17 protein-coding genes are annotated in these 19,858 nt (G+C 67.7%); 8 read left to right on the forward strand and 9 right to left on the reverse strand.

Translation table 11 applies throughout. The features are described 5' to 3' along the window. Positions 1-66: 66 nt before the first annotated feature. The 5 genes from thiO (at position 67) to PNAP_RS24810 (ending at position 3,532) form a co-directional block, all read left to right on the forward strand. Positions 67-1,122: a glycine oxidase ThiO gene (gene thiO, locus PNAP_RS00110; protein ID WP_049763613.1), complete on the forward strand. Its 1,056-nt coding sequence runs from the start codon at positions 67-69 to the stop codon at positions 1,120-1,122. 24 nt (positions 1,123-1,146) lie between these two features. Continuing rightward, positions 1,147-1,356 (forward strand): sulfur carrier protein ThiS, encoded by a 210-nt coding sequence (gene thiS / locus PNAP_RS00115; RefSeq protein ID WP_011799457.1) that lies wholly within the window; start codon positions 1,147-1,149, stop codon positions 1,354-1,356. 14 nt (positions 1,357-1,370) lie between these two features. Continuing rightward, positions 1,371-2,177, forward strand: coding sequence for a thiazole synthase (locus PNAP_RS00120; RefSeq protein ID WP_157040347.1), 807 nt, complete (start codon positions 1,371-1,373; stop codon positions 2,175-2,177). A gap of 61 nt (positions 2,178-2,238) precedes the next feature. Next, positions 2,239-2,880, forward strand: a complete 642-nt coding sequence (gene thiE, locus PNAP_RS00125) for a thiamine phosphate synthase (protein ID WP_011799459.1) — start codon at positions 2,239-2,241, stop codon at positions 2,878-2,880. Between the two features lie 145 nt (positions 2,881-3,025). Then, on the forward strand, positions 3,026-3,532 hold the full coding sequence (locus PNAP_RS24810) for a DUF2846 domain-containing protein (RefSeq protein WP_011799460.1): 507 nt from the start codon (positions 3,026-3,028) through the stop codon (positions 3,530-3,532). Between the two features lie 29 nt (positions 3,533-3,561). Here the strand turns inward: PNAP_RS24810 and PNAP_RS00135 are convergent, their stop codons facing one another. From PNAP_RS00135 to PNAP_RS00165, 7 genes are all read right to left on the reverse strand, one after another. Beyond that, the gene (locus tag PNAP_RS00135; protein WP_232290731.1) at positions 3,562-4,866 is read right to left on the reverse strand and encodes a biosynthetic peptidoglycan transglycosylase; all 1,305 of its coding nucleotides are present in this window, start codon (positions 4,864-4,866) and stop codon (positions 3,562-3,564) included. Then, positions 4,833-5,384, reverse strand: coding sequence for a hypothetical protein (locus PNAP_RS00140; RefSeq protein ID WP_011799462.1), 552 nt, complete (start codon positions 5,382-5,384; stop codon positions 4,833-4,835). Before PNAP_RS00140 ends, PNAP_RS00135 begins: the two co-directional genes overlap by 34 nt. Positions 5,385-5,408: 24 nt before the next feature. After that, positions 5,409-6,311, reverse strand: a complete 903-nt coding sequence (gene xrtQ / locus PNAP_RS00145; RefSeq protein ID WP_232290732.1) for an exosortase Q — start codon at positions 6,309-6,311, stop codon at positions 5,409-5,411. Positions 6,312-6,329: 18 nt separating this feature from the next. After that, the gene (locus PNAP_RS00150; protein WP_011799464.1) at positions 6,330-8,435 is read right to left on the reverse strand and encodes a VIT and vWA domain-containing protein; all 2,106 of its coding nucleotides are present in this window, start codon (positions 8,433-8,435) and stop codon (positions 6,330-6,332) included. Between the two features lie 389 nt (positions 8,436-8,824). Beyond that, positions 8,825-10,261: a two-component system sensor histidine kinase CreC gene (gene creC, locus PNAP_RS00155; protein ID WP_011799465.1), complete on the reverse strand. Its 1,437-nt coding sequence runs from the start codon at positions 10,259-10,261 to the stop codon at positions 8,825-8,827. Then, positions 10,258-11,022, reverse strand: a complete 765-nt coding sequence (creB, locus tag PNAP_RS00160; protein ID WP_041376416.1) for a two-component system response regulator CreB — start codon at positions 11,020-11,022, stop codon at positions 10,258-10,260. Before creB ends, creC begins: the two co-directional genes overlap by 4 nt. A 118-nt stretch (positions 11,023-11,140) precedes the next feature. Further along, positions 11,141-12,256: an alkene reductase gene (locus PNAP_RS00165; RefSeq protein ID WP_011799467.1), complete on the reverse strand. Its 1,116-nt coding sequence runs from the start codon at positions 12,254-12,256 to the stop codon at positions 11,141-11,143. A 446-nt stretch (positions 12,257-12,702) separates the two neighbouring features. On the opposite strand from PNAP_RS00165, the gene PNAP_RS00170 reads away from it, so the two are divergent. From PNAP_RS00170 to PNAP_RS00180, 3 genes are all read left to right on the forward strand, one after another. Continuing rightward, positions 12,703-12,888 (forward strand): DUF1328 domain-containing protein, encoded by a 186-nt coding sequence (locus tag PNAP_RS00170; RefSeq protein WP_011799468.1) that lies wholly within the window; start codon positions 12,703-12,705, stop codon positions 12,886-12,888. 4 nt (positions 12,889-12,892) lie between these two features. After that, complete coding sequence (locus PNAP_RS00175; RefSeq protein ID WP_011799469.1) at positions 12,893-13,207, forward strand: hypothetical protein; 315 nt, start codon at positions 12,893-12,895, stop codon at positions 13,205-13,207. A 68-nt stretch (positions 13,208-13,275) separates the two neighbouring features. Further along, positions 13,276-14,130: a transglutaminase-like domain-containing protein gene (locus tag PNAP_RS00180; protein ID WP_011799470.1), complete on the forward strand. Its 855-nt coding sequence runs from the start codon at positions 13,276-13,278 to the stop codon at positions 14,128-14,130. Positions 14,131-14,335: 205 nt separating this feature from the next. Here PNAP_RS00180 and atzF read toward each other — a convergent pair whose 3' ends face one another. Next, complete coding sequence (gene atzF / locus PNAP_RS00185; protein ID WP_011799471.1) at positions 14,336-16,138, reverse strand: allophanate hydrolase; 1,803 nt, start codon at positions 16,136-16,138, stop codon at positions 14,336-14,338. Then, a complete protein-coding gene (uca, locus tag PNAP_RS00190; RefSeq protein ID WP_011799472.1) occupies positions 16,135-19,746 on the reverse strand; it encodes an urea carboxylase in 3,612 nt (1,203 codons plus the stop codon). The genes atzF and uca overlap by 4 nt, the downstream gene beginning before the upstream one ends. Positions 19,747-19,858: the final 112 nt, after the last annotated feature.

Raw genomic sequence — 19,858 nt, forward strand, 5'->3', positions numbered from 1 at the left:
CCTTCCCCCAAAGGGGGAAGGAGCAAGGCGGGGACGGCTGGCAAGCCTGAATAAATGCATTCACCCATGAACTCCCTTCACATCGGCATTGCCGGCGCCGGCCTGGCCGGCCGCACGCTGGCCTGGCGGCTGCTGCGCGCGGGCTGCCGCGTCACTTTGTTCGATTCGCGCCAGCGCGCCGAACTGGACACCGCTTCGATGACCGCAGCGGCCATGCTGTCGCCGCTGGCCGAACTGTCGGTATCAGACGAAGTGGTGTTTCAGTTGGGCCGGCGCTCGATGGAGTTATGGCCGCGCTGGGTCGCCGAACTGGCCGAGGGCGGCGGCGAGCCAGTGTATTTCCGCCAGAAAGGCACGCTGGTCGTGGCGCACGCGCCTGACCAGAGTTCGCTCGACCACTTCAGCGGCCTGTTGCACCACCGGCTGCCCGAGGCCTGCCGCGCCGAGGTGCACACGCTGGACGCGGCCGCGCTGGCGCAGCGCGAGCCGGCGCTGGCCGGGCGCTTTGGCGGCGGCCTGTTCCTGGAGAGCGAAGGCCAGCTGGCCAATGACCAGTGGATGGCCGTGCTGGGCCGGGAGATCGACCGGCTCGGCGTGACCTGGCATGAAGGCCAGGCGGTTGACCGGGTGGAAGAGGGGCGCATCATTTGCGCCAGCGGCGAATACGCAGTGGATGTGGCGGTCGATGCGCGCGGCGTGGGCAGCAAGGCGCAGTGGCCGCAGCTACGCGGCGTGCGCGGCGAGGTGCTGCGCGTCGAATGCCACGGCGTGACTTTGCAGCGCCCGGTGCGGCTGATGCATCCGCGCTACGCGCTCTACGTCGCGCCCCGGCCCGACCACCAGTTCGTCGTCGGCGCGACCGAACTCGAATCGGAAGACACCGGCCCGGTCACGCTGCGTTCAACGCTGGAGCTGGGCAGCGCGCTGTACAGCCTGCACCCGGCCTTTGGCGAGGCGCGCGTGCTGCGGCTGTCGGCCGCGCTGCGTCCGGCGCTGGACGACCACCGGCCGGCCGTGGCGCTGCGCGATGGCGTGTGGCACATCAACGGCCTGTACCGGCATGGCTATTTGTGCGCGCCGGCGGTGGTCGATGAACTGGCCCATAAACTGTTGGCAACATGAATATACGCACAGCAAGGAGATGAGATGACCGATTTTGAAATTTCCCTGAATGGCGAGCGCATCGCCACGCAGGCGGCTACCCTGCAGGGCCTTCTGCTGGAGCGCGGCTACGATTTGAAAAGCGCCTTTGCCTGCGCCATCAACAGCGGCTTCGTGCCGCGCCCGCAGTGGCCCGAGCGCAGCTTGCAGGGCGGCGACCGCATCGATGTGGTCACGCCCATAACGGGAGGTTGAACATGAGCAATCCCATGAACAGTTCCATCGCCCACGGCAGCCCGTGGAGCGTTGCCGGAACCACCCTTTCGAGCCGTTTTTTCCTCGGCACCTCGCATTACCCGTCGCCGCAGGTGCTGGGCGATGCGGTGCGCGCCAGCGGGACCGAAGTGCTGACGGTCGGCCTGCGCCGGCTGCAGCCCGAAACCGGCGGCGGCAGCAGTTTCTGGCAGCGCATCCAGGCGCTGGGCTGCCACATTTTGCCCAACACGGCGGGCTGCCACAGCGCCGAAGAAGCCATCACGCTGGCGCAGATGGCGCGCGAGATTTTCGGCACGAGGTGGATCAAGCTCGAAGTGATCGGCGACGACTACACGCTGCAGCCGGACACGGTCGCCACGCTCGAAGCCGCCACGGCGCTGGCGAAGGACGGCTTTTCGGTCTTTGCCTACACCACCGACGACCTGGTGATGGCCCAGCGCCTGCATGCGGCGGGCTGCGCGGCGGTGATGCCGTGGGCCGCGCCGATAGGCACCGGGCGCGGGCCTTTGAATCCGTATGCGCTGGAAACCATGCGCCGCCGCCTGCCGGATGCGGTGCTGATCGTCGATGCCGGACTGGGCCGGCCGTCGCATGCCGCGCAGGTCATGGAGCTGGGCTTTGACGCCGTCCTGCTGAACACCGCCGTGGCGCAGGCCGGCGACCCGGTGCGCATGGCGCGGGCCTTTGCCGATGGCGTGGCGGCCGGGCGCGCGGCGTATGAATCAACGCCGATGCCCGAGCGCGCCGCCGCGCAGGCTTCGACCTCCACCGTCGGCGTGCCGTTCTGGCACGCGACCTGACTTGCTCCTTCCCCCGCTGGGGAAGGAGCCATACGAAGAATTCTTTAACCCGGTGACCGCCATGACTGCTTCCGCGCCTTTTGCCCCCCTGACCGGCCCCATCGGCTTTTACCCCGTGGTGCATGACGCCGCCTGGGTCCAGCGCCTGCTCGGCTGGGGCGTGCGCACGGTGCAGCTGCGCTTCAAAGCCGCTGGCCACACGCCGGCCGAGATCGAACGCGAAGTGAACGCCGCCGTCGAGGCCGGCAGCAAAGTGCCGGGCGCGCAGGTGTTCATCAACGACCACTGGCAACTCGCCCTAGCCGCCGGCGCCTACGGCGTGCACCTGGGCCAGGAAGACCTGGACACGGCCGACATCGAAGCCCTGCGCAACGCAGGCCTGCGGCTGGGCCTGAGCACGCACACGCCGGCCGAACTGGCGCGCGCCCATGCGGTGCAGCCGTCCTATCTGGCGATTGGCCCGATCTACCCGACGACGCTGAAAGTCATGCCTTACGCGCCGGTCGGACTGACGCAATTGAAGGAATGGGCCACGCTGGCCGTGCCGTATCCGGTGGTGGCGATTGGCGGCATTTCGCTGGAGCGCCTGCCCGGCGTGCTGGCCTGCGGCGTCGATGGCGTGGCGGTGGTCAGCGCGGTGACGCTGGCGGCTAACCCGCAGCAGGCGGCGCTGCAAGGGCTTGCGCTGGTTGGGAAACGCTGAAAGTTCAGTTTTAATGATCAAATGTGCTTGCAGCGCATGAAACGCGGGCGCAACTAGCTATGCATTTAATAGCAATGCGAGTTGACCTTGCATTCCATGGGCTAGCTTTACTGACAGCAACCGTGTTTATGAAAGCGAATACCCCATGAATCTCCAGCGACTTTCAGGCTTTTCCACTCCACGGAACCGGCATTTCACTTTGTGGGCATTGGCCTTGGGCTGTCTGTTGCTGTCCGGTTGCAGCGCAACGGGCGCCAAGTTTCAAGGCTTGGAAAAACCAGATTCAGACGCTGGCGAAATCGTGGTCTATCGGCCAGATCGGTTGGTTCGGGGTGGCGTGGCTTACTACGTGCATCTGGATGGGAAAGAGGTGGGCATGTTGAAAAACGCCGGCTTTGTTGCATTGCGCACAACGCCCGGAACGCATGTGGTTCTGATGAAGGCTGGACTTCAGGATTTTTTCATGAAGGCAAGGACTGCCGAAGTGGTGTTGCTTGCCGGGGAGCGCAAGTTCCTTCGATTTGAACCTTCCATCACCGGTAGTCCCATCGTCCTGCCGAACGTGGCCTATGTTCCAGTTGGCTTTGGCTTTATAGCTGTCCCGGAGGGCCAGGCAGCTATCGAGTTACGAGATCTAAATCAGTCAAAGTGAGATTTGACAGGAGATTGCTCGAAACCTAACTATCGTTGCTTCGTCACCTGCGCTTTCCATACCTCGTGCCCCGGCTCTCCAAGCTGCCGCGCCAGCCGCTGGCGCTGCTGGCGCGGCAGGGCGCGCATTCCCATCAGCACCCACTGCGTGCGCGCCACGTTGATCTGGCCGGTACTCGCCCAGTGTTCGGCTTCCAGCGCCGGGTTGTGCAGCATGGCGGCCAGCCAGGCGGCCTGCGACGGGTTCAGCGCAGTCGCCGGGCGGCCGAAGTAGCGTTTTGACGCCGCCTCGGCGCCGCAAATCCCATTTCCCCACGGCGCATGCGCCAGGTACAGCCGCAGGATGCGGTTCTTGCCCAGGGTCTGCTCCATTTCCACCGCATACAGCAACTCGCGCAGCTTGCGCGCCGGGCTGCGCTCGTCGCCGGTGACCAGCAGCTTGGCCAGCTGCTGGGTCAGCGTGCTGGCGCCGCGCCCGGCCCGGCCTTCCGGCCGGCTGTCCTGGTTCTGCACCAGCGCGGCGCTGAGTTCGGCCAGGTCGTAGCCGCCGTGCTCGTAAAAGCGCTGGTCCTCGGCGGCGATCACGGCGCGCGCCAGCCAGCTTTCAGGCGTCAGGCGCGAGGCGGTGTCGCTGCAGGCCGAGCGCGCATTGACCAGCGCTTCGGTGCCCAGTCCGCTGACCTGGAAGGCCTCGATCTGCGGCGTCATGCTGAACTCGCCGCCCGGCAGGGCCAGCGTGGCGGTCAATGCCAGCCGGCCTTCGATGCGGGCTTGCGCCAGTTCGGGAATCGACGCGCCGAACAGCGCATAGGCATCGGCCATGGGCGTCATGGGCAACTGCAGGCGCAGGCGCAAGCCGCCCTTGGTCAAGTCGCCGTGCCAGACGGCCTTCACTTGGCCTGACGAGATTTCGCCGTTCAGCTGTTCGCCGTGGCGCTGGATGGTGAGCCGCAGTTCATCGACCTCGACCGGCTCGCCGCCCAGCGCCGGCGCCTGCACGGCGCAGGGCGCGCAGCGCGCCGCCAGCGTCTGGCTGTCCGCCTGCCAGGCCAGATGCACCGGCCCGTTGTACGCCGCCACCGTCCGGCCATCGAGCAGGGGCGCCAGCCAGGGCGCGGTGGCCAGGCGCAGCAGCGCGGGCACGCTGGCCTGAAGCCGCACCGGGCCGAGGCGAATCGACGTGGCCCATTCGCCGGGCAGCGGCGCGAGCAGGGTTTTGACAACCAGGTACAGCGCCACCACCAGGGCCGCCGACAGCGCCAGCAAAACCGCCATGACCCGGGCGAAGGTGCGCCGGGCGGTCACAGCGGCCTCGCCACGGTGATCGCCTGCCACGGCCCCGGCGACTGGCCCATGATGGCGGCCCAGTACCAGGCCGAGGTGTCGGTGAAGCCCTGGCCGCCGGCATCAACGATGCGCTCGCAGACCCGCAGGCGCTGGCCGCCGCCGGGCTGCAGGGCTTCGAAGCAGCGCCACAGCCTGCGTTCGCTGTCGAGTTCGAGCTGCTGCGCCGCGATGCGGTAGCCCAGCCCCTGGTAGCAGTCGATGGCCGGGTGCAGCATGCGCGTCGGCTGGTTGATGCTGCGCAGCACCAGCACCTGCCGGCCGTCGGTCATGCGGCTCAGCGTGCCGGGGAAATTGCGGGCAAAGCGCTGCTCGACTTCGCTGAGCGCCAGCGGCCGCAGCGCCCGGCCCTGCCACTGCGCGGGCAGTTCGCTGGCGATTTTCGGCGTGGGCCGCAGTACGTCCGGCTGGCGGCTGGCGACGGCGGCGGACCACAGCATGCAGGCGGGCAGCAGCACGGCCCACAGCGTCTTGTGCAGCACGCGGTTGATGAAGGTGTTTTCAAGCACGAAGGCCTCCTTCGGGGCGGCTCATCACAAGGGCAATCGCGCCGCAGACGGCCGCCAGCGCCACCAAGCCGCCCAGCCGGACAGGTGATTACCCGAGGCCTCGGCGGCCACCAGCAGCGTGTTGCGAACGATGTTGCCCGCCAGCACCAGCACGCCGACGGCGGGCAGGCGGGTTAGAAAAGCGCGGTTGCCGCGCCCCAGGTACAGCGTCACCGCGCAGGCCGTGAAGTAGCCCAGCCAGGCCATCTGCACGCCCGAGCAGGGCGCATCGACGATGACCAGATGGCCGTCCACGCGCAGGCTGGCGCCGCTGCGCTCGACTTCGTGGCTGGCCAGCAGCAGCCAGCGGCTGGCTTCGGCCGTGATGAGGCGCAGCGGAAAGCCCGCGTAGAACTGCAGCGACGCCAGCAGCGGCAGCGCCAGCACCGACAGGCCGACGACCGGCGCGCTGGCCACGCCCGCCGGTAAAAAAGCGGCCAGCCCGGCGGCCAGCGCCAAGAGGGCCAGCAGCGCCACGGCCAGCGCCGGTAGCAGGCCCTGCGCGGCGGTGGCGGCAACGGCGCCGGCCAGCGCCAGCGCAAACCAGGCCAATCGCGGTGACGAGCGCAGCCGCAGCCGGTGGCACGCCACCAGCAGCCCGAGCGCCGCCAGCGCCAGCAGGCCCAGCGGGTCGTCGGAGCGGTCCAGCATGCGCCTGCCCATCCACAGCCAGGTCGGCCAGAGGGCCGCGACCAGCAGCAGCGGCCAGAGCCAGCCGGGCGCGGTGTCGATGCGCACGCCCCAGCGCACGAAGCCGGACGATGCGGGCAGACTGGGGAACCGGGCTTGGAAAAGGCGGATCGCTGGCGTTTGACCACCGCCGGCCCCCATCCCAACCTTCCCCCAGCGGGGGAAGGAGCAAAACCGGGCATGAGAAGAGGTGTGCATATGCTGGGCTCCGGCAGGTCAGGCGGTGAAGCGGGCGGCGCTACCCGGCCTGCCGCGCGACGCCCTGCGCTCGCGCCGCGCCAGCAGGGCCAGCACCGACAGCAGCACCAGCACCGCGCCCCAGGTGGCGGGCTCGGGCGTGCCGGGCACTGCGGCGCCGATGGACACTTCGCCCACCGCCAGGTTGCTCACGCCCTGCGGCAGCGGCGAAGGCTGGTTCACGCCGGTAGCGTCCTGCGGCTGCAGGTTGCGCACCACCTGGTCCACCGCCAGGAAGCTGGTGTACTGCGTCAGCAGGTTGTACTGCAGGCCCAGCTCGGTGATGCGCTGGCGGTGCGCGTCGCCGCCTTCGAGCGCTTCCTGGTCCGACAGGCTGGCGATGCGGTGGCGTGCCCAAAGGTAGCGCAGCGCGGCCGTGTTCTGGCCGTTTTGCGCTGGCACGGTCACGGCATTGCGGTACGGGCCGGTGGCGCTCTGGCCGTCGATGATGACCTGGCCCGCTGGCGTGCCGCGCCATTTGCCAAACACCACCACCGGGCGCTCGCCCAGCACGTCGGGCAGTTGCGCGGGCTCCACGTCATACACGTCCAGGCCCTCGAAGCGCAGCTTCACGCTGGTCAGCACCGGCGACTCGATCAGCCGGCGAAAGCGCTCGGCCTGGGCCCTGGCCTGCGATGGCTCGGTGATGATGAAGGGCTCGCCCATGCCGGCGCGCGCCAGGCCTTCCATCAGGTGGCGGTTGACCGACGAGCCGATGCCGAATGAAAACAGGTTCGCCTGCGACAGGTTGCGCCGCACCAGCTCGAAGGCTTCGCGCTCGACGGTGACGAAGCCGTCGGTCACCACGACCACGGTGCGCGACACGTCGGCCGCCTTGGGTTCGGCATACACGCGCTTGAGCGCCGGAATCAGTTCGGTGCCGCCACCGCCGCCCATTTCGTCGATGGTGCGCACCGCCTGCTCGATATTGGCCTGCGTGGCGGGGACCGATGCGGGGCTCAGGAAGCGGTTGCTGCCCGAGAACAGCAGCACGTTGAAGGTGTCGCTGGGGCGCAGCTTGCCGATCAGCTCGCGCATCAAGGTCTTGGCCGTGTCGAGCGGAAAGCCGTGCATCGAGCCCGAGATATCGACGACGAAGATGTAGTCGCGTGGGCTGATGGCCTGCGCCGCGACCTGCTTGGGCGGCTCGATCATGGCGAGGAAGAAGTTCTCGCCGCTGGCGCCATTGCCCGGCGTGCCCTGATACAGCATCACGCCCGACTCGATGCGCTCGCCGGCCAGCCGGTAGTCGAGGATGAAGTCGCGGTTGTTGCCGGGCTTATCGCCGCTGCGCAAGGAAACGGCGGCGCGTTCGTCGCCGTCCTTGGTCACGTCGATGCTGTGCGAGTGGGAAGACACTTCCTTGATGCCGATGGGCGTGGCCAGCTTGACCTTGATGTCAAACGCCGTCGCCGACGCCTGACCCGCTGGCAAGAAGGGCTGGGCTACCCATTGAGCCAGCGCCTGGCTGGATTGCGCGCTGTTGTAGCGCGGGCCGACCACCGTGGGAAAGACGAACTGGTAAGCGCCCGACTGCGGCACCAACAGTTCGGTGTAGCGCAATTCCACCTTCACGTCGTCGCCGGGCAGGATGTTGGCGACGTTCATCTCGAACACGTTGGGCAGGTGCTGCTCCAGCAGCGCGGCGGTCTTGCCTTCGTTCCTGGCGGCGTCGTATTCGATGCGCGCCTGCTGCTTTTCGCGGATGTTGGCGGTGATCAGGCGGTCGGCCAGCCGCACGTTCATGCCATAGACGGCGGCGCGCGTCGAGGCGGGAAAGACATAGCGCGCCTCGATGGCGCGCTGGCCTTCGTTTTTGTAGCGCTGGGTGACGGTGACATCGGCAATCACGCCGGAAATCTGCACATCGACCGAGGTGGATTTGAGCGGCAGCGCGTCCACGCCGGGCGTGTCGCTCTTGACGAAGAAGTACGGGCTTTCGGTTTTCAGCCGGGGCGCGCTGCCGTTGTCCTGCGCCTGCGCGGGGCTGGCCGACAGCGCGATGAAACAGACCGTCGCCAGGCTGGCGGTGGCAAGCCAGAGCCAGCGCGCGGCGCGGGCATTGGGGGAAAGTGGTGACTCCATGAGGATTCCTTGGGCGGCATGCGACAGTGCATGAACCCCAAGCATCGCGGCGGCATGGGAAAGCGGTTTGAAGCCTGCGGGAAGTGTTTGTGAAGTCGGTGTGAAGGGCTGGCGCTGGCACAGGCTCAGATCTTCAATTTGCTATTTATTTAATAGCTGCTTGCGCTCGTATTCATTGCGCTGGAGGCTGATTTCATGGTGAAAACAGGTATCGGGGCGGCTGGAATCAGGTCTTTGCGCGCCTTTTGCACCTCGGAATGCTGGTTTTGAAGCACTTTTCAAGGGTGAAAAGTGACTCTGGCGCAAGCTGTATATGCGCAAGCAGCTATGAAATCAGGAGTCCTTTCGCTGGCTTGCGACCCAGCGGGCAGGCCCGCCTTGCCAGCCCGCTACCCCGCCAGGCGCGGCAGCGACAGCGTAGCCAGCGCCCCGCCGCCGTCCGCATTGACCAGTTCGATGCGCCCATGGTGCAGCGACGCGATTTCCTTCACGAACGCCAGCCCCAGCCCGGTGCTTTTCTTGCGCGAATGCGGGCGCGCCAGCGAATAGAACTTCTCGAACACCTTGTCCTGCGCATAGTCGGGGATGCCCGGTCCCCGGTCTCGCACCTGCACGCGCACGGTGCGCGCCCCCAGGTGCAGCGACAGCACGACCTGGCTGCCCTCGGGCGAGAAATCGACCGCGTTGTCCAGCAGGTTACTGACGGCGCGGCGCAGCAAAAAGCCATCGCCTTCGACCGCAGCGTCTTCGGGCGCATCGACGGCGATGCGAATGCCGCGCAGCCGGGCGGCATCCTGCGCGGCGCTGGCGAGTTCCTCCAGCAGCGGCTTCAAGGCCACGGGCTGCACCTTGTCGAGCGAGCGGCGCGTCTCCAGCGCGGTCAGTTCCATCATGCGGTCCACCATTTCCTGGATGCGCCCGGCCTCGCGCGTGATGTTGGCCAGGAAGCGCTGGCGTTCGGCCTGCGGCATGCTGGGCTCTTGCAGCAGCTCGGCCGCGCCGCGAATCGCCGACAGCGGGCTTTTGACCTCGTGCGTCAGCGTCTGCACGTAGTCGGCGACGTAGTTGCGCCCGGCCAGCGCGTCGCGCATCTCGTCGTAGGCCGCGCCTATCGCGCCGAGTGCGCGCCGGCCCAGCCGGGGAAAATTGAACGAGCGCTGGGCGCGCACATAGCGCACGTAGTCCGAGATCAGGCCGAACGGCCGCACCAGCCAGACCGAGACGATCACCGCCAGCAGCAGCACCGCCAGCACCGACACCAGCCCGACGTACAGGGTTTTTTCGCGCGCGGCCGAGACGAACTGGCCAAAGCTGGTGACCGGCTTGCCGACGCTGGCGACGCCGATGATCTCGTTGTTCCAGCGAATCGGCGCGCCCACGTACATCACCGAGGTGCGCGGGTCGTCCGGCACGTCGCGCGTGGAACGCGCGCCGTAGCGGCCTTCGAGCGTCAGGCCGACATCGTGCCACTGCGAAAAATCGGCGCCCACCGACTTGCCCAGCGAGTCGAACAGCACCCGGCCCTGCCGGTCGGCGACGTAGGCGCGCATCTCGACGCGGGTTTTGCTGACCGAATAGATCCGCGCGTGAAACTCGCGCGCATACAGCGCCTTGAACAGCGGCTCCAGCCGGGCCGTGTCGATGGCGCCGGCGCGCACGTCCTGCTCGACCAGGCCGGCCAGCAGGTGCGAGGTTTCGACCAGCGACTCCTCGGCTGACTCGCGGTAGCGCGGGTCGATGTCGGCCACGACGCGGTAGAGCATCAGGGCGATGCCGGCCGCGTAGATCAGCAGGATGCCTATAAAAATACGGTTGCGCTTGGTCACGCCGCTGGCAGCGCTTCGCTCAGCGCGTAGCCCGAGCCGCGCGAGGTGCGTATCGGCTCGGCGTGCGGCGCCACGGCCTTGAGCTTGGCGCGCAGGGTCTTGATGTGCGCGTCAATCGTGCGGTCCAGGCTGCCGCTGCCATCCGTCCACACCTGGTCGAACAGCTCGTCGCGCGTGAAGACGCGGCCGGGCCTGAGCACCAGCAGCCGCAGGATGCCGTATTCGTAGCGCGACAGCTCCAGCACCCGGCCGTAAAAGCGAATCTGGCGGCGCTCTTCATCGAGCGCGAACGGCGTGGCGGCGGCTTCCATGCGGACCGCCATGGGCGTGGCGCCTGACGCCGGTTGCGGCGGCTCGGGCAGTGGCGCAGCCAGCGGCTGGCGCACGCTGCGGCGCAGGATGCCGCGCACTCTGGCCACCAGTTCGCGCGGCGAAAAGGGTTTGGCGATGTAGTCGTCGGCGCCCAGTTCCAGCCCCACCACGCGGTCGATCTCGTCGCTGCGCGCGGTCAAAAACAGCATCGGCACCTGCGCGCCGCCGGGCAAGGCCTGCAGGCGCTTGAACAGCTCGAAGCCGTTGAGGTCGGGCAGGCCGATATCGAGGATGACCAGCGCCGGCAACCCGGCCGAAAATTCGCGCAGCGCCTGCCCGGCGGTGCTGCACCAGACCGGCGCGAAGCCATCGGTGGACAGCACATATTGCAGCGTGTCGGCGATGCCGGATTCGTCTTCGACGACCAGGATGCGGGGCTTGTTGAGCATGGCCGCTATGGTAGCGCTTGCGTGTCGCGCCGCCCGCGTGTCGGGGCGTTGGCGAAGGCGTAAAAAAAGCTGCCGGGCAGTCATGCCGGGCAGCTTTTTCAGGGCCTTGAGGCGGCGCTCAGTTCACCAGCTCTTCATAGTCCGGGTAGTCGGTGTAGCCTTCGGCGCCGCCGCCGTAAAACGTCGCCGGGTCGGGCTGGTTGAGCGGCGCGTTGCTGCGCAGGCGGTGCACCAGATCCGGGTTGGCGATGAACGGTTTGCCGAAGGCGACCAGGTCGGCGCCGTCCTTCACGGCCTGCTCGGCCATGGCCTTGTCGTAGCCGTTGTTGACCATCCAGGCGCCTTTGCCGCCGGCTGCGCGGTAAGCCGCCTTGAGCGCCGCGTAGTCGAACGGACGCTCGGGCAGGTCGCGCGCGCCGCCGGTGGCGCCTTCGATGATGTGGAGGTAGGCCAGGTCCAGCCTGGCCAGCTGCTTGACCACATGCTCGAACAGCGGCTGCGGGTCGCTGTCAAACGCATCGTTGGACAGCGTGACCGGCGACAGGCGAATGCCGGTGCGGCCGCCGCCAATCGCATCGACGATGGCGCGCGTGACTTCGAGCAGCAGGCGGGCGCGGTTGCGGATGGGACCGCCGTAGTCGTCGGTGCGCTGGTTGGAGCCGTTCTTGAGGAACTGGTCGAGCAGGTAGCCGTTGGCGCCGTGGATCTCGACGCCGTCAAAGCCGGCCGTGAGCACCGCATTGAGCGCGGCGGCGCGGTAGGTGTGGACGATCTCGGGCAGCTCTTCGGCGTCGAGCGCGCGGGGTTCTGAAGTCGGCACGAAGACGGGCAGGCCGTCCTTGATGAGCACGGTCTTGGTCCTGGCGGTGATGGCCGAAGGCGCGACCGGCTTGCCGCCATCGGGCTGCAGTTCATTGTGCGAGACGCGGCCCACATGCCAGAGCTGCACCACGATTTTTCCGCCCGCGTCATGCACCGCCCCGGTCACGCGCTTCCAGCCGTCGAGCTGCTCGGTGCCGTACAGGCCGGGCACGTCGGCATAGCCCTGCGCCTGGTGGCTGATGGCCGTGGCTTCGGTGATCAGGAGGCCGGCCGTGGCGCGCTGGGCGTAGTATTCGGCCATCAGCGGCGTGGGAATGGCATCGGGCGCGCGGTTGCGCGTCAGCGGCGCCATCACGATGCGGTTGGCAAGCTGCAGGTCGCCGGCCTGGACGGTGTCGAATAAAGAGGGCATTTGGAATATCCTGGGTCAGGTTGGGATGGGCCGGCGGCTGGCGCATGATCACGGTGACAGGCAACAGGCGCCGAAAGCGTGAATCCTCATCAAAATGTCTTCGGATTATGAACCGGGGGCTTGAAATGCGGGATGCGTAAAACCTTTCATGCTAGCCATGGCGGACGGCTTTTGCCAGACTGGACGGGTTTGACCATCGGGCTGCGATGGCATGAAAAAATAGTCATCACGCTGATGCTGAATCGTGACAGGATAGCCACATGGCGCCCTGAATTCTGGCACTTCTTTTCTTGTCGGCAGGGCACTGTCCTACACGGCGCAAGGGGCGGTGCTTATTCCGTAAAGCGGCCTGGGTCTTCTATGATTCAGTCATCGCCTTACGAAGCGTGGTCGCTGATGAATGAGCGCCTCGTCTTTGTGGACGATGGCGTTGACGGGAGACAACAATGATTAAGTATGCGATTATTTTTGCCGTGATTTCGCTGATTGCCGGTGCCCTGGGCTTTAGCGGCGTGGCGGCGGGCGCGGCGGGCATTGCCAAGGTGCTGTTCGGGCTGTTCCTGATTCTGGCCGTGATCTTTATCGTGCTGGCCGCGCTGGGCGTGGGCGCCGCCAAGAAAATGATGAAATAAATAAATGAAACCTCCTGCCAAGGTACCGTCAGGCACGGCCATGTCACGCATCAAGGAACGGCTTTTCCAGAACTGGTCCCATCGCGACGACCCCAAGGACGAGCCCACCACCCATTTGCCGGCGATCAAGCCACAGCGCGAGGTCGGATTTCCGTCCAGCATTGCCGAGTTCCTGTTGGTGTTTCGCCTCAAGGCGCGCCGCCGTTCGCTACTCTCCGCCGACATCCTGGAGCGCGCCGTGCGTGTGGTGTTCGTGACCTGCAAGAACTGGTTTTCAGGCGCCGATTCCCATCACGCCAAGCCGCGCAGGCATGATTAGGCGGGCAGCTGCAGAGGGTCGCACGGCCCGGCTGTTTTTTTGTTATTCCCCTAGGAAGCCACCACCCCATGCATACCTCTTTGCTTGACTGCCTGCTGGAGTACGAGGTCAGCGGCCCGGCTCATTTCCTGTTCAACATCGAGGCCGCCTTTCACGAGGGCCAGGAGGTTGTCGAGGAGCGGCTCACCATCACGCCGAGCATGAAGGTGCGCCACTTTTGCAACGAACGCAGCGGCAACCGCTTTATCCGGCTGGATGCGCCCAAGGGCATCCTGTCGGTCAACTACCACGCCCGGGTGCAGCTGCATCCGGCGCCTGTGCCGCTGCACCTGGATGAATCGCCGGTGACTGCGCTGCCCGACGAGGTGCTGCATGACCTGATGCCCAGCCGCTATTGCGAATCGGACTCCATGCGCCGCATTGCGCAGCAGCTGTTCGGCCACCTGCCCCAGGGCATGAGCCGGGTGCGCGCGGTTGAAAGCTGGATTCACGAATCGATTGAATACCAGCCGGGCTTCACGCAGTCCACCACCACGGCGCAGGATGTGTTCGTGCAGCGCGTCGGCGTGTGCCGCGACTTTGCGCACCTGGGCATCACGCTGTGCCGGGCGCTGAACATTCCGGCGCGGCTGGTGGTGGGCTATGTGCATTTTGCCGAGCCGCCGCAGGACTTTCACGCCGTGTTCGAGGCCTGGCTGGACGGCCGCTGGGTGCTGTTTGACGCCACCCGCTCGGCACCCATCGACCGGCTGGTGCGCATCGGCACCGGCCGCGACGCCAAGGACGTGGCCTTTGCGACGATCTTTGGCGATGTGAAGATGCTGCGCAAGGACATCACGGTCGAGGAGGGCGACATGCCGCCGGCCGACGACAGCGAAGCAGCGCAGCCGTTGGCGGTGGTTGCCGGTACGGCCGGGCTCTGATTCCAATGATCAGTGGAAACCAGCTTCTCTTTCCAGTTTCAACCAGGCTTCGTAGCCGCCCTTGATTGAACTTCCTCGCGCAACAGCTTGCACAGGCCGGACCGCACGCGATAGCCAAACGCGCGCCCCGCCAGATACCAGAGGCAATCAGCGATGACGCAAGCCGGCACGGCTGCCGCCAGCGTGAAAACGGGTGCAAAAATCGTCAGGCGGCCGCCAGCCAGGCGCGCCAGCCGCCCAGTGCCGTGATGTCCCGCGCGCCCTGCAGCCCGGCGGGCTCGCAGATGAAGCCGGCCACCGCCCGGCCATCGGCCAGCACCGTGCGCCCGATGCCCAGCGGCGCGGGAATGCCGTCCACAAAGCTGCCGAACTGGCTGGCGGGCAGTTCCCACACTTCCACTTCAATCGCCGCGCCACCCTCGGCCACGCGGACCAGGCCGGGACGGCGGCCGTCGGGCAGGGCGTAGAGGCGGTACTCGGGCGCGGTGGTGGTACGCTGCACCAGGCGCGCGCCCCGGCTGGTGAGCTGGTGGTTGAGCGGCTGGCCTTGCAGATGCGCGCCGCAGACGGCGACCTGGACCTGGCCGGACGGCACGGCGGCCGCCGCCTCGAATGGCACCGCCGCGTGGCCGGTGGCGCCCAGCGTGGCCGCCCGGCCCTGCAGCGCGCGCTGCCAGCGCTGGGCCAGGTGCAGCAGGGGCTGGTCCTGGTGAGCCTGCGCCACAAAGGTCACGCCGCAGGGCAGGCCGTCGGGGCGAAAACCGGCGGGCACGGCGATGGCGCAATAGTCCAGCAGGTTCACGAAGTTGGTGTAGTAGCCAAAATCGCTGTTGCGGGCGATGGGCTCGGCCAGCATCGTCTGGATGCTGTGGATGGTGGGCGACGTGGGCAGCAGCATGCAGTCGATGCCGGACCACACCACGGCGCAGCGTTGCGCCAGCGCGCGCAGGCGGTACTGGGCGGCGAAGGCATCGGCGGCCAGGGGTTTGGCGCCGCCCAGCGTGATCTCGTGGGTCACCGGAAAGACGGACTCGGGCCGGGCGTCGATGAAGGCGCGGATGGCCTGGTAGCGCTCGGCCACCCACGGGCCTTCGTACAGCAGGCGGGCGGTCTGCGCAAACGGTTCAAAGTCGATCTCGACCAGCTCGGCCCCCAGCGCCTGGGCGTGGGCGCAGGCATCGGCATAGCACCGGGCATACGCGCTGTCGCCGAAGAACTGCAGTTGGCCGGCGCGCGGCACGCCCACGCGCCATTGGGCAGCGCGGCCAAAGTCGAAGCCGTGCGGCTGGGCCGGGCGCGAATACGCGTCTTGTGCGTCATAGCCGTGCGCCACGGCAAAGACCTGCTGCGCGTCGTCCGCTGTCAACGCAAAGATCGACACCACGTCCAGCGAGCGGCAGGCGGGCACCACGCCTTGCGTGGACAGCAGGCCCAGGCTGGGCTTGAGGCCGACCAGGTGGTTGAAGCCCGCCGGCACGCGGCCCGAACCGGCCGTGTCGGTGCCCAGTGAAAAACTCGCATGGCCGAGCGCCACCGACACCGCCGAGCCCGCGCTGGAGCCGCCGGAGACGTAGTCGGGGTTGAAGGCATTGCGGCAGGCGCCATAGGGCGAGCGCGTGCCGTTCAGGCCGGTGGCGAACTGGTCCAGGTTGGTCTTGCCGATGGCGATGGCCCCGGCGTCGAGCAGGCGCTGCACCACCGTGGCGCTGGCCTCGGGCGTGTAGGCGTAGTCCGGGCAGCCGGCGGTGGTGGGCACTCCGGCCAGGTCGATGTTGTCCTTGATGGCGAAGGGAATGCCCCACAGCGGCAGGCCCTCGGGGCCGCGCGCCATCAAGGCCAGCGCCTGGGCGCGCAGGGTGGCGGCGTCGATGCGGTGTATCCAGGCCTTGTTCGGGTCGTCGCCGATGGCCGCCAGCACCTGCTCGACCATGTGCAAGGGGGTGAATGCGCCGTCACGGTAAGCCTGTTGCAGGCTGCCGATGCCGAGCGAAATGTGAGCTTGGGTCATGCGGTTTCTCCTTGAATCACGACAACGTCTTGTCCCGCCGCCACGGCGCTGCCTTCGCGGCAAGCCATGCGCAAGACCTGGCCCGCGCAGGGGGCGAACACGGTGAATTCCATCTTCATGGACTCGATCACCAGCAGGGCATCGCCCTCGTCCACCGAGTCGCCCTCGGCCACCAGCAGCTTCCACACGCTGCCGGGCACGGCGGTCGCCACGCTGCGGGCACCAGGGGGCAGGTCGTCGGCGGACACGGCCGCGTCCAGCAACTCCGCCTCACTCACGTACTCGGCCTGGCCGGCCACGCGCCAGCGCTCGCGCTCCTCCTCAAACGCCTGGCCTTGCAGGGCGCGGAAGGCGGCGATGCCGCTGGCGTTCTCCTTCAGGAACGCGCGGTAGTCGTGCAGGCTGAACGTGCCGTCCTCCACGCGCAGCGGGTAGCGCCCGGCGGGAAAATCGCGGCGGATCCGCAGCAGTTCCTCCTCGCCCACCGGGTAGAAGCGGATCTGGTCGAAAAAGCGCAGCAGCCACGGCTTGCCGGGCTCGAAGGCTGGGGCGCCGCTGGAAGCATCGCGCCAGCGGTTCCACATCTGCAGCGTGCGGCCGACGAACTGGTAGCCGCCGGGGCCTTCCATGCCATAGACGCACATGTAGGCGCCGCCAATGCCCACGGCGTTCTCGGGCGTCCAGGTGCGGGCCGGGTTGTACTTGGTCGTCACCAGGCGGTGGCGCGGGTCCAGCGGCGTGGCCACGGGCGCGCCCAGGTACACGTCGCCCAGGCCCAGCACCAGGTAGCTGGCGTCGAACACGGTGCGCTGCACTTCTTCAATACTCTGCAGGCCGTTGATGCGGCGGATGAACTCGATGTTGCTCGGGCACCAGGGCGCGTCCGGGCGCACCGACTGCATGTATTTTTCAATCGCCAGCCGGGTCGCGCTGTCGTCCCACGACAGCGGCAGGTACACGGTGCGCGACGGCACGACCAGGTCATCGGTATCGCCGAGCGCATCGTCTGCTATGAAAATCGCAGCTATCAACGCAGGCACAGTAAGCGCCAGCGGCTCAAAATGTATCTGAAGCGAGCGGATGCCGGGCGTCAGGTCGACGATGCCGGGCAGCTGTTGCGCTTGCAGCGACTGCATCAGGCCATGCACGCGCAGGCGCAGCGCGATGTCCAGCACCGCGTCGCCCAGTTCCACCAGCACATAGCGGTCGCCGGCCTGGCGCAGCACCAGGGCCGGGCGCTCGCCTTGTGCTTCTCGCTGCGCAAGGATGGGCGAACCCACGGCTTCGGTGCGCTGCGGCACATCCGGTGGGCTCCACGCCAGACCGGCAATGCGGCTTTCCTGCGCGGCGTGCAGGGCCAGGGCCTCGTCGGCGGTGACGCAGCGAAAGCGAACGCCGTCGCCGGGGCGCAGCTGGCCCATTTTCCAGCGCTCGCTGGCCAGCACCACGGCCGGGCAGACAAAGCCGCCCAGGCTGGGGCCGTCGGGCCCGAGGATGACGGGCATGTCGCCGGTGAAGTCGATGGCGCCAATCGCATAGGCGTTGTCGTGGATGTTGGACGGGTGCAGGCCTGCCTCGCCGCCGTCGCGCCGCGCCCATTCGGGCTTGGGGCCGATCAGGCGAACGCCGGTGCGGCTGGAGTTGTAGTGCACCTGCCAGTCGGTGCCAAAGAACATCCGCACATCGTCATCGGTGAAGAAATCCGGCGCGCCGTGCGGGCCGTAGAGCACGGCGATGTCCCAGTGGTTCTGGTACACCGGCACCACGTCCAGCGGCAAGGCGGCCAGAGGCTCGGCGACGGCATCGGTGCCGATGTGCAGCATGTCGCCAGTGCGCAAGGTGCGGCCCGCGTGGCCGCCGAACTGGCCCAGCGTGAAGGTCGAGCGGCTGCCCAGGTAGAGCGGCACGTCCAGCCCGCCGCGCAGCGCCAGGTAGGTGCGCGCGCCAAAGCCCTGCACCGCGCCCAGCTTCAGCACGCTGCCCGCTTTCACCGTGTGCGATTGCCACGGCGCCAGCGCCACGCCGTCCACGCTGACCGCCATGGCCGCGCCGCACACGGCGATCACGGTGTCGTGGTGAAAGCGCAGGCTGGGGCCGCTGAGCGTGCATTCCAGCGCGGCGGCATGCTCCGCGTTGCCGACCAGGCGGTTTGCCAGGCGCATCGCCAGGTCGTCCATCGGCCCCGACGGCGGCACGCCCACCGCCCAGTAGCCGACGCGGCCGGGGTGGTCCTGCACGCTGGTCTGCACGCCCGGCTCCAGCACCTCCAGCGCCTGCGGCTGGTAGTGCAGATCGGCCAGGCTGCGCGTGACCATGCGGCCCTGCACGAACACCGGGCCGGCCGCCACGCTGCGCAGGTAACGCAGATTGGTTTCAATGCCGCCCAGGCGGGTGGCCGCCAGCGCGGCCTGCAGCTTCGCCACCGCGTCGGCGCGGTCGCTGCCGGTGACGATCAGCTTGGCGATCATCGGGTCGTAGTGCGGCGGCACTTCGCTGCCGGTCGCCACCCAGGTTTCGATGCGCGCGTCGGCCGGAAAGACGACTTCGGTCAAGCCCCCGGCGCAGGGCTGAAAGTTGCGTGCCGGGTCTTCGGCGTACAGCCGCACCTGGATCGATGCGCCCCGGGGCGCGGGCACCTGCAGCGCGAAGTCGTCGCCGCGCGCCAGCCGCAGCATCCAGGCCACCAGATCCACGCCGGTCACCTGTTCGGTCACGCCGTGCTCGACCTGCAGGCGGGTGTTGACTTCAAGGAAGTAAAACGCGCCGGTGTCGGCGTCCAGCACGTATTCGACCGTGCCGGCCGAGCGGTAATGGACCGCCTCGGCCAGGCGCACAGCGGTTTGCTGCAGGGCGGCGCGGGTGGCCTCATCGAGGCCGGGCGCGGGGGTTTCCTCGATCACTTTCTGGTTGCGGCGCTGGGCCGAACAATCGCGCTCGCCCAGCGACACCACCTGGCCCCGGCCGTCGCCAAACAGCTGCACCTCGATGTGGCGGGCGCGCTCGACGAATTTTTCCAGGAACAGGCCAGCGTCCTTGAAGTTGGCCTGCGCCAGGCGCTGCACGGCCTCGAACGCGGGGGCCATCTCGGCGTCATTGCGGATCAGGCGCATGCCGATGCCGCCGCCGCCCGCCGTGCTTTTGAGCATGACCGGGTAGCCGATGCGCGCGGCCTCGCTGCGCGCCTGCGCCAGGTCAGACAGCAAGCCGCTGCCGGGCAGCAGGGGAACGCCCTGGGCTTCGGCCAGCGCGCGCGCCGTGTGCTTGAGGCCGAAGGCGCGCATCTGCGCGGGCGTGGGGCCGATGAAGGCGATGCCGGCATCCTCGCAGGCCTGGGCGAAGTCCGGGTTCTCGGACAAAAAGCCGTAGCCGGGGTGGATGGCGCCGGCGCCGGTGGCGCGCGCCGCGTCCAGAATGCGCTGCGGGTCCAGGTAGCTCTGCGCGGCCGGCGCCGGGCCGATGCAGACGCTGGCGTCGGCCATGGCGACATGCAGCGAATCGGCGTCGGCCTCGGAATACACGGCCACCGAGCGCAGGCCCAGGGCCTTCAGGCTGCGGATGACGCGGCAGGCGATGGCGCCGCGATTGGCGATCAAAACGGTATCGAACATGGGCAATCCCTTTGGCGGGCCGTCCCGCCGGGTGGTGCGGCGCCACGGGCCGTCCCGTGGGCTGGTGTTGAATAATTCAAGCCAAATTGGCATTTTGCGCAGGCGTGGCTTG

The organism is Polaromonas naphthalenivorans CJ2 (genome assembly GCF_000015505.1).
In the GTDB taxonomy this organism is placed as follows: Bacteria; Pseudomonadota; Gammaproteobacteria; order Burkholderiales; family Burkholderiaceae_C; genus Polaromonas; species Polaromonas naphthalenivorans.

Coding starts and splice junctions, on each gene's coding strand:
- thiO (WP_049763613.1), top strand. CDS start 67: ATGAACTCCCTTCACATCGGCATTGCCGGCGCCGGCCTGGCCGGCCGC.
- thiS (WP_011799457.1), top strand. CDS start 1,147: ATGACCGATTTTGAAATTTCCCTGAATGGCGAGCGCATCGCCACGCAG.
- PNAP_RS00120 (WP_157040347.1), top strand. CDS start 1,371: ATGAACAGTTCCATCGCCCACGGCAGCCCGTGGAGCGTTGCCGGAACC.
- thiE (WP_011799459.1), top strand. CDS start 2,239: ATGACTGCTTCCGCGCCTTTTGCCCCCCTGACCGGCCCCATCGGCTTT.
- PNAP_RS24810 (WP_011799460.1), top strand. CDS start 3,026: ATGAATCTCCAGCGACTTTCAGGCTTTTCCACTCCACGGAACCGGCAT.
- xrtQ (WP_232290732.1), bottom strand. CDS start 6,311: ATGCACACCTCTTCTCATGCCCGGTTTTGCTCCTTCCCCCGCTGGGGG.
- PNAP_RS00150 (WP_011799464.1), bottom strand. CDS start 8,435: ATGGAGTCACCACTTTCCCCCAATGCCCGCGCCGCGCGCTGGCTCTGG.
- creB (WP_041376416.1), bottom strand. CDS start 11,022: ATGCTCAACAAGCCCCGCATCCTGGTCGTCGAAGACGAATCCGGCATC.
- PNAP_RS00165 (WP_011799467.1), bottom strand. CDS start 12,256: ATGCCCTCTTTATTCGACACCGTCCAGGCCGGCGACCTGCAGCTTGCC.
- PNAP_RS00170 (WP_011799468.1), top strand. CDS start 12,703: ATGATTAAGTATGCGATTATTTTTGCCGTGATTTCGCTGATTGCCGGT.
- PNAP_RS00175 (WP_011799469.1), top strand. CDS start 12,893: ATGAAACCTCCTGCCAAGGTACCGTCAGGCACGGCCATGTCACGCATC.
- PNAP_RS00180 (WP_011799470.1), top strand. CDS start 13,276: ATGCATACCTCTTTGCTTGACTGCCTGCTGGAGTACGAGGTCAGCGGC.
- atzF (WP_011799471.1), bottom strand. CDS start 16,138: ATGACCCAAGCTCACATTTCGCTCGGCATCGGCAGCCTGCAACAGGCT.
- uca (WP_011799472.1), bottom strand. CDS start 19,746: ATGTTCGATACCGTTTTGATCGCCAATCGCGGCGCCATCGCCTGCCGC.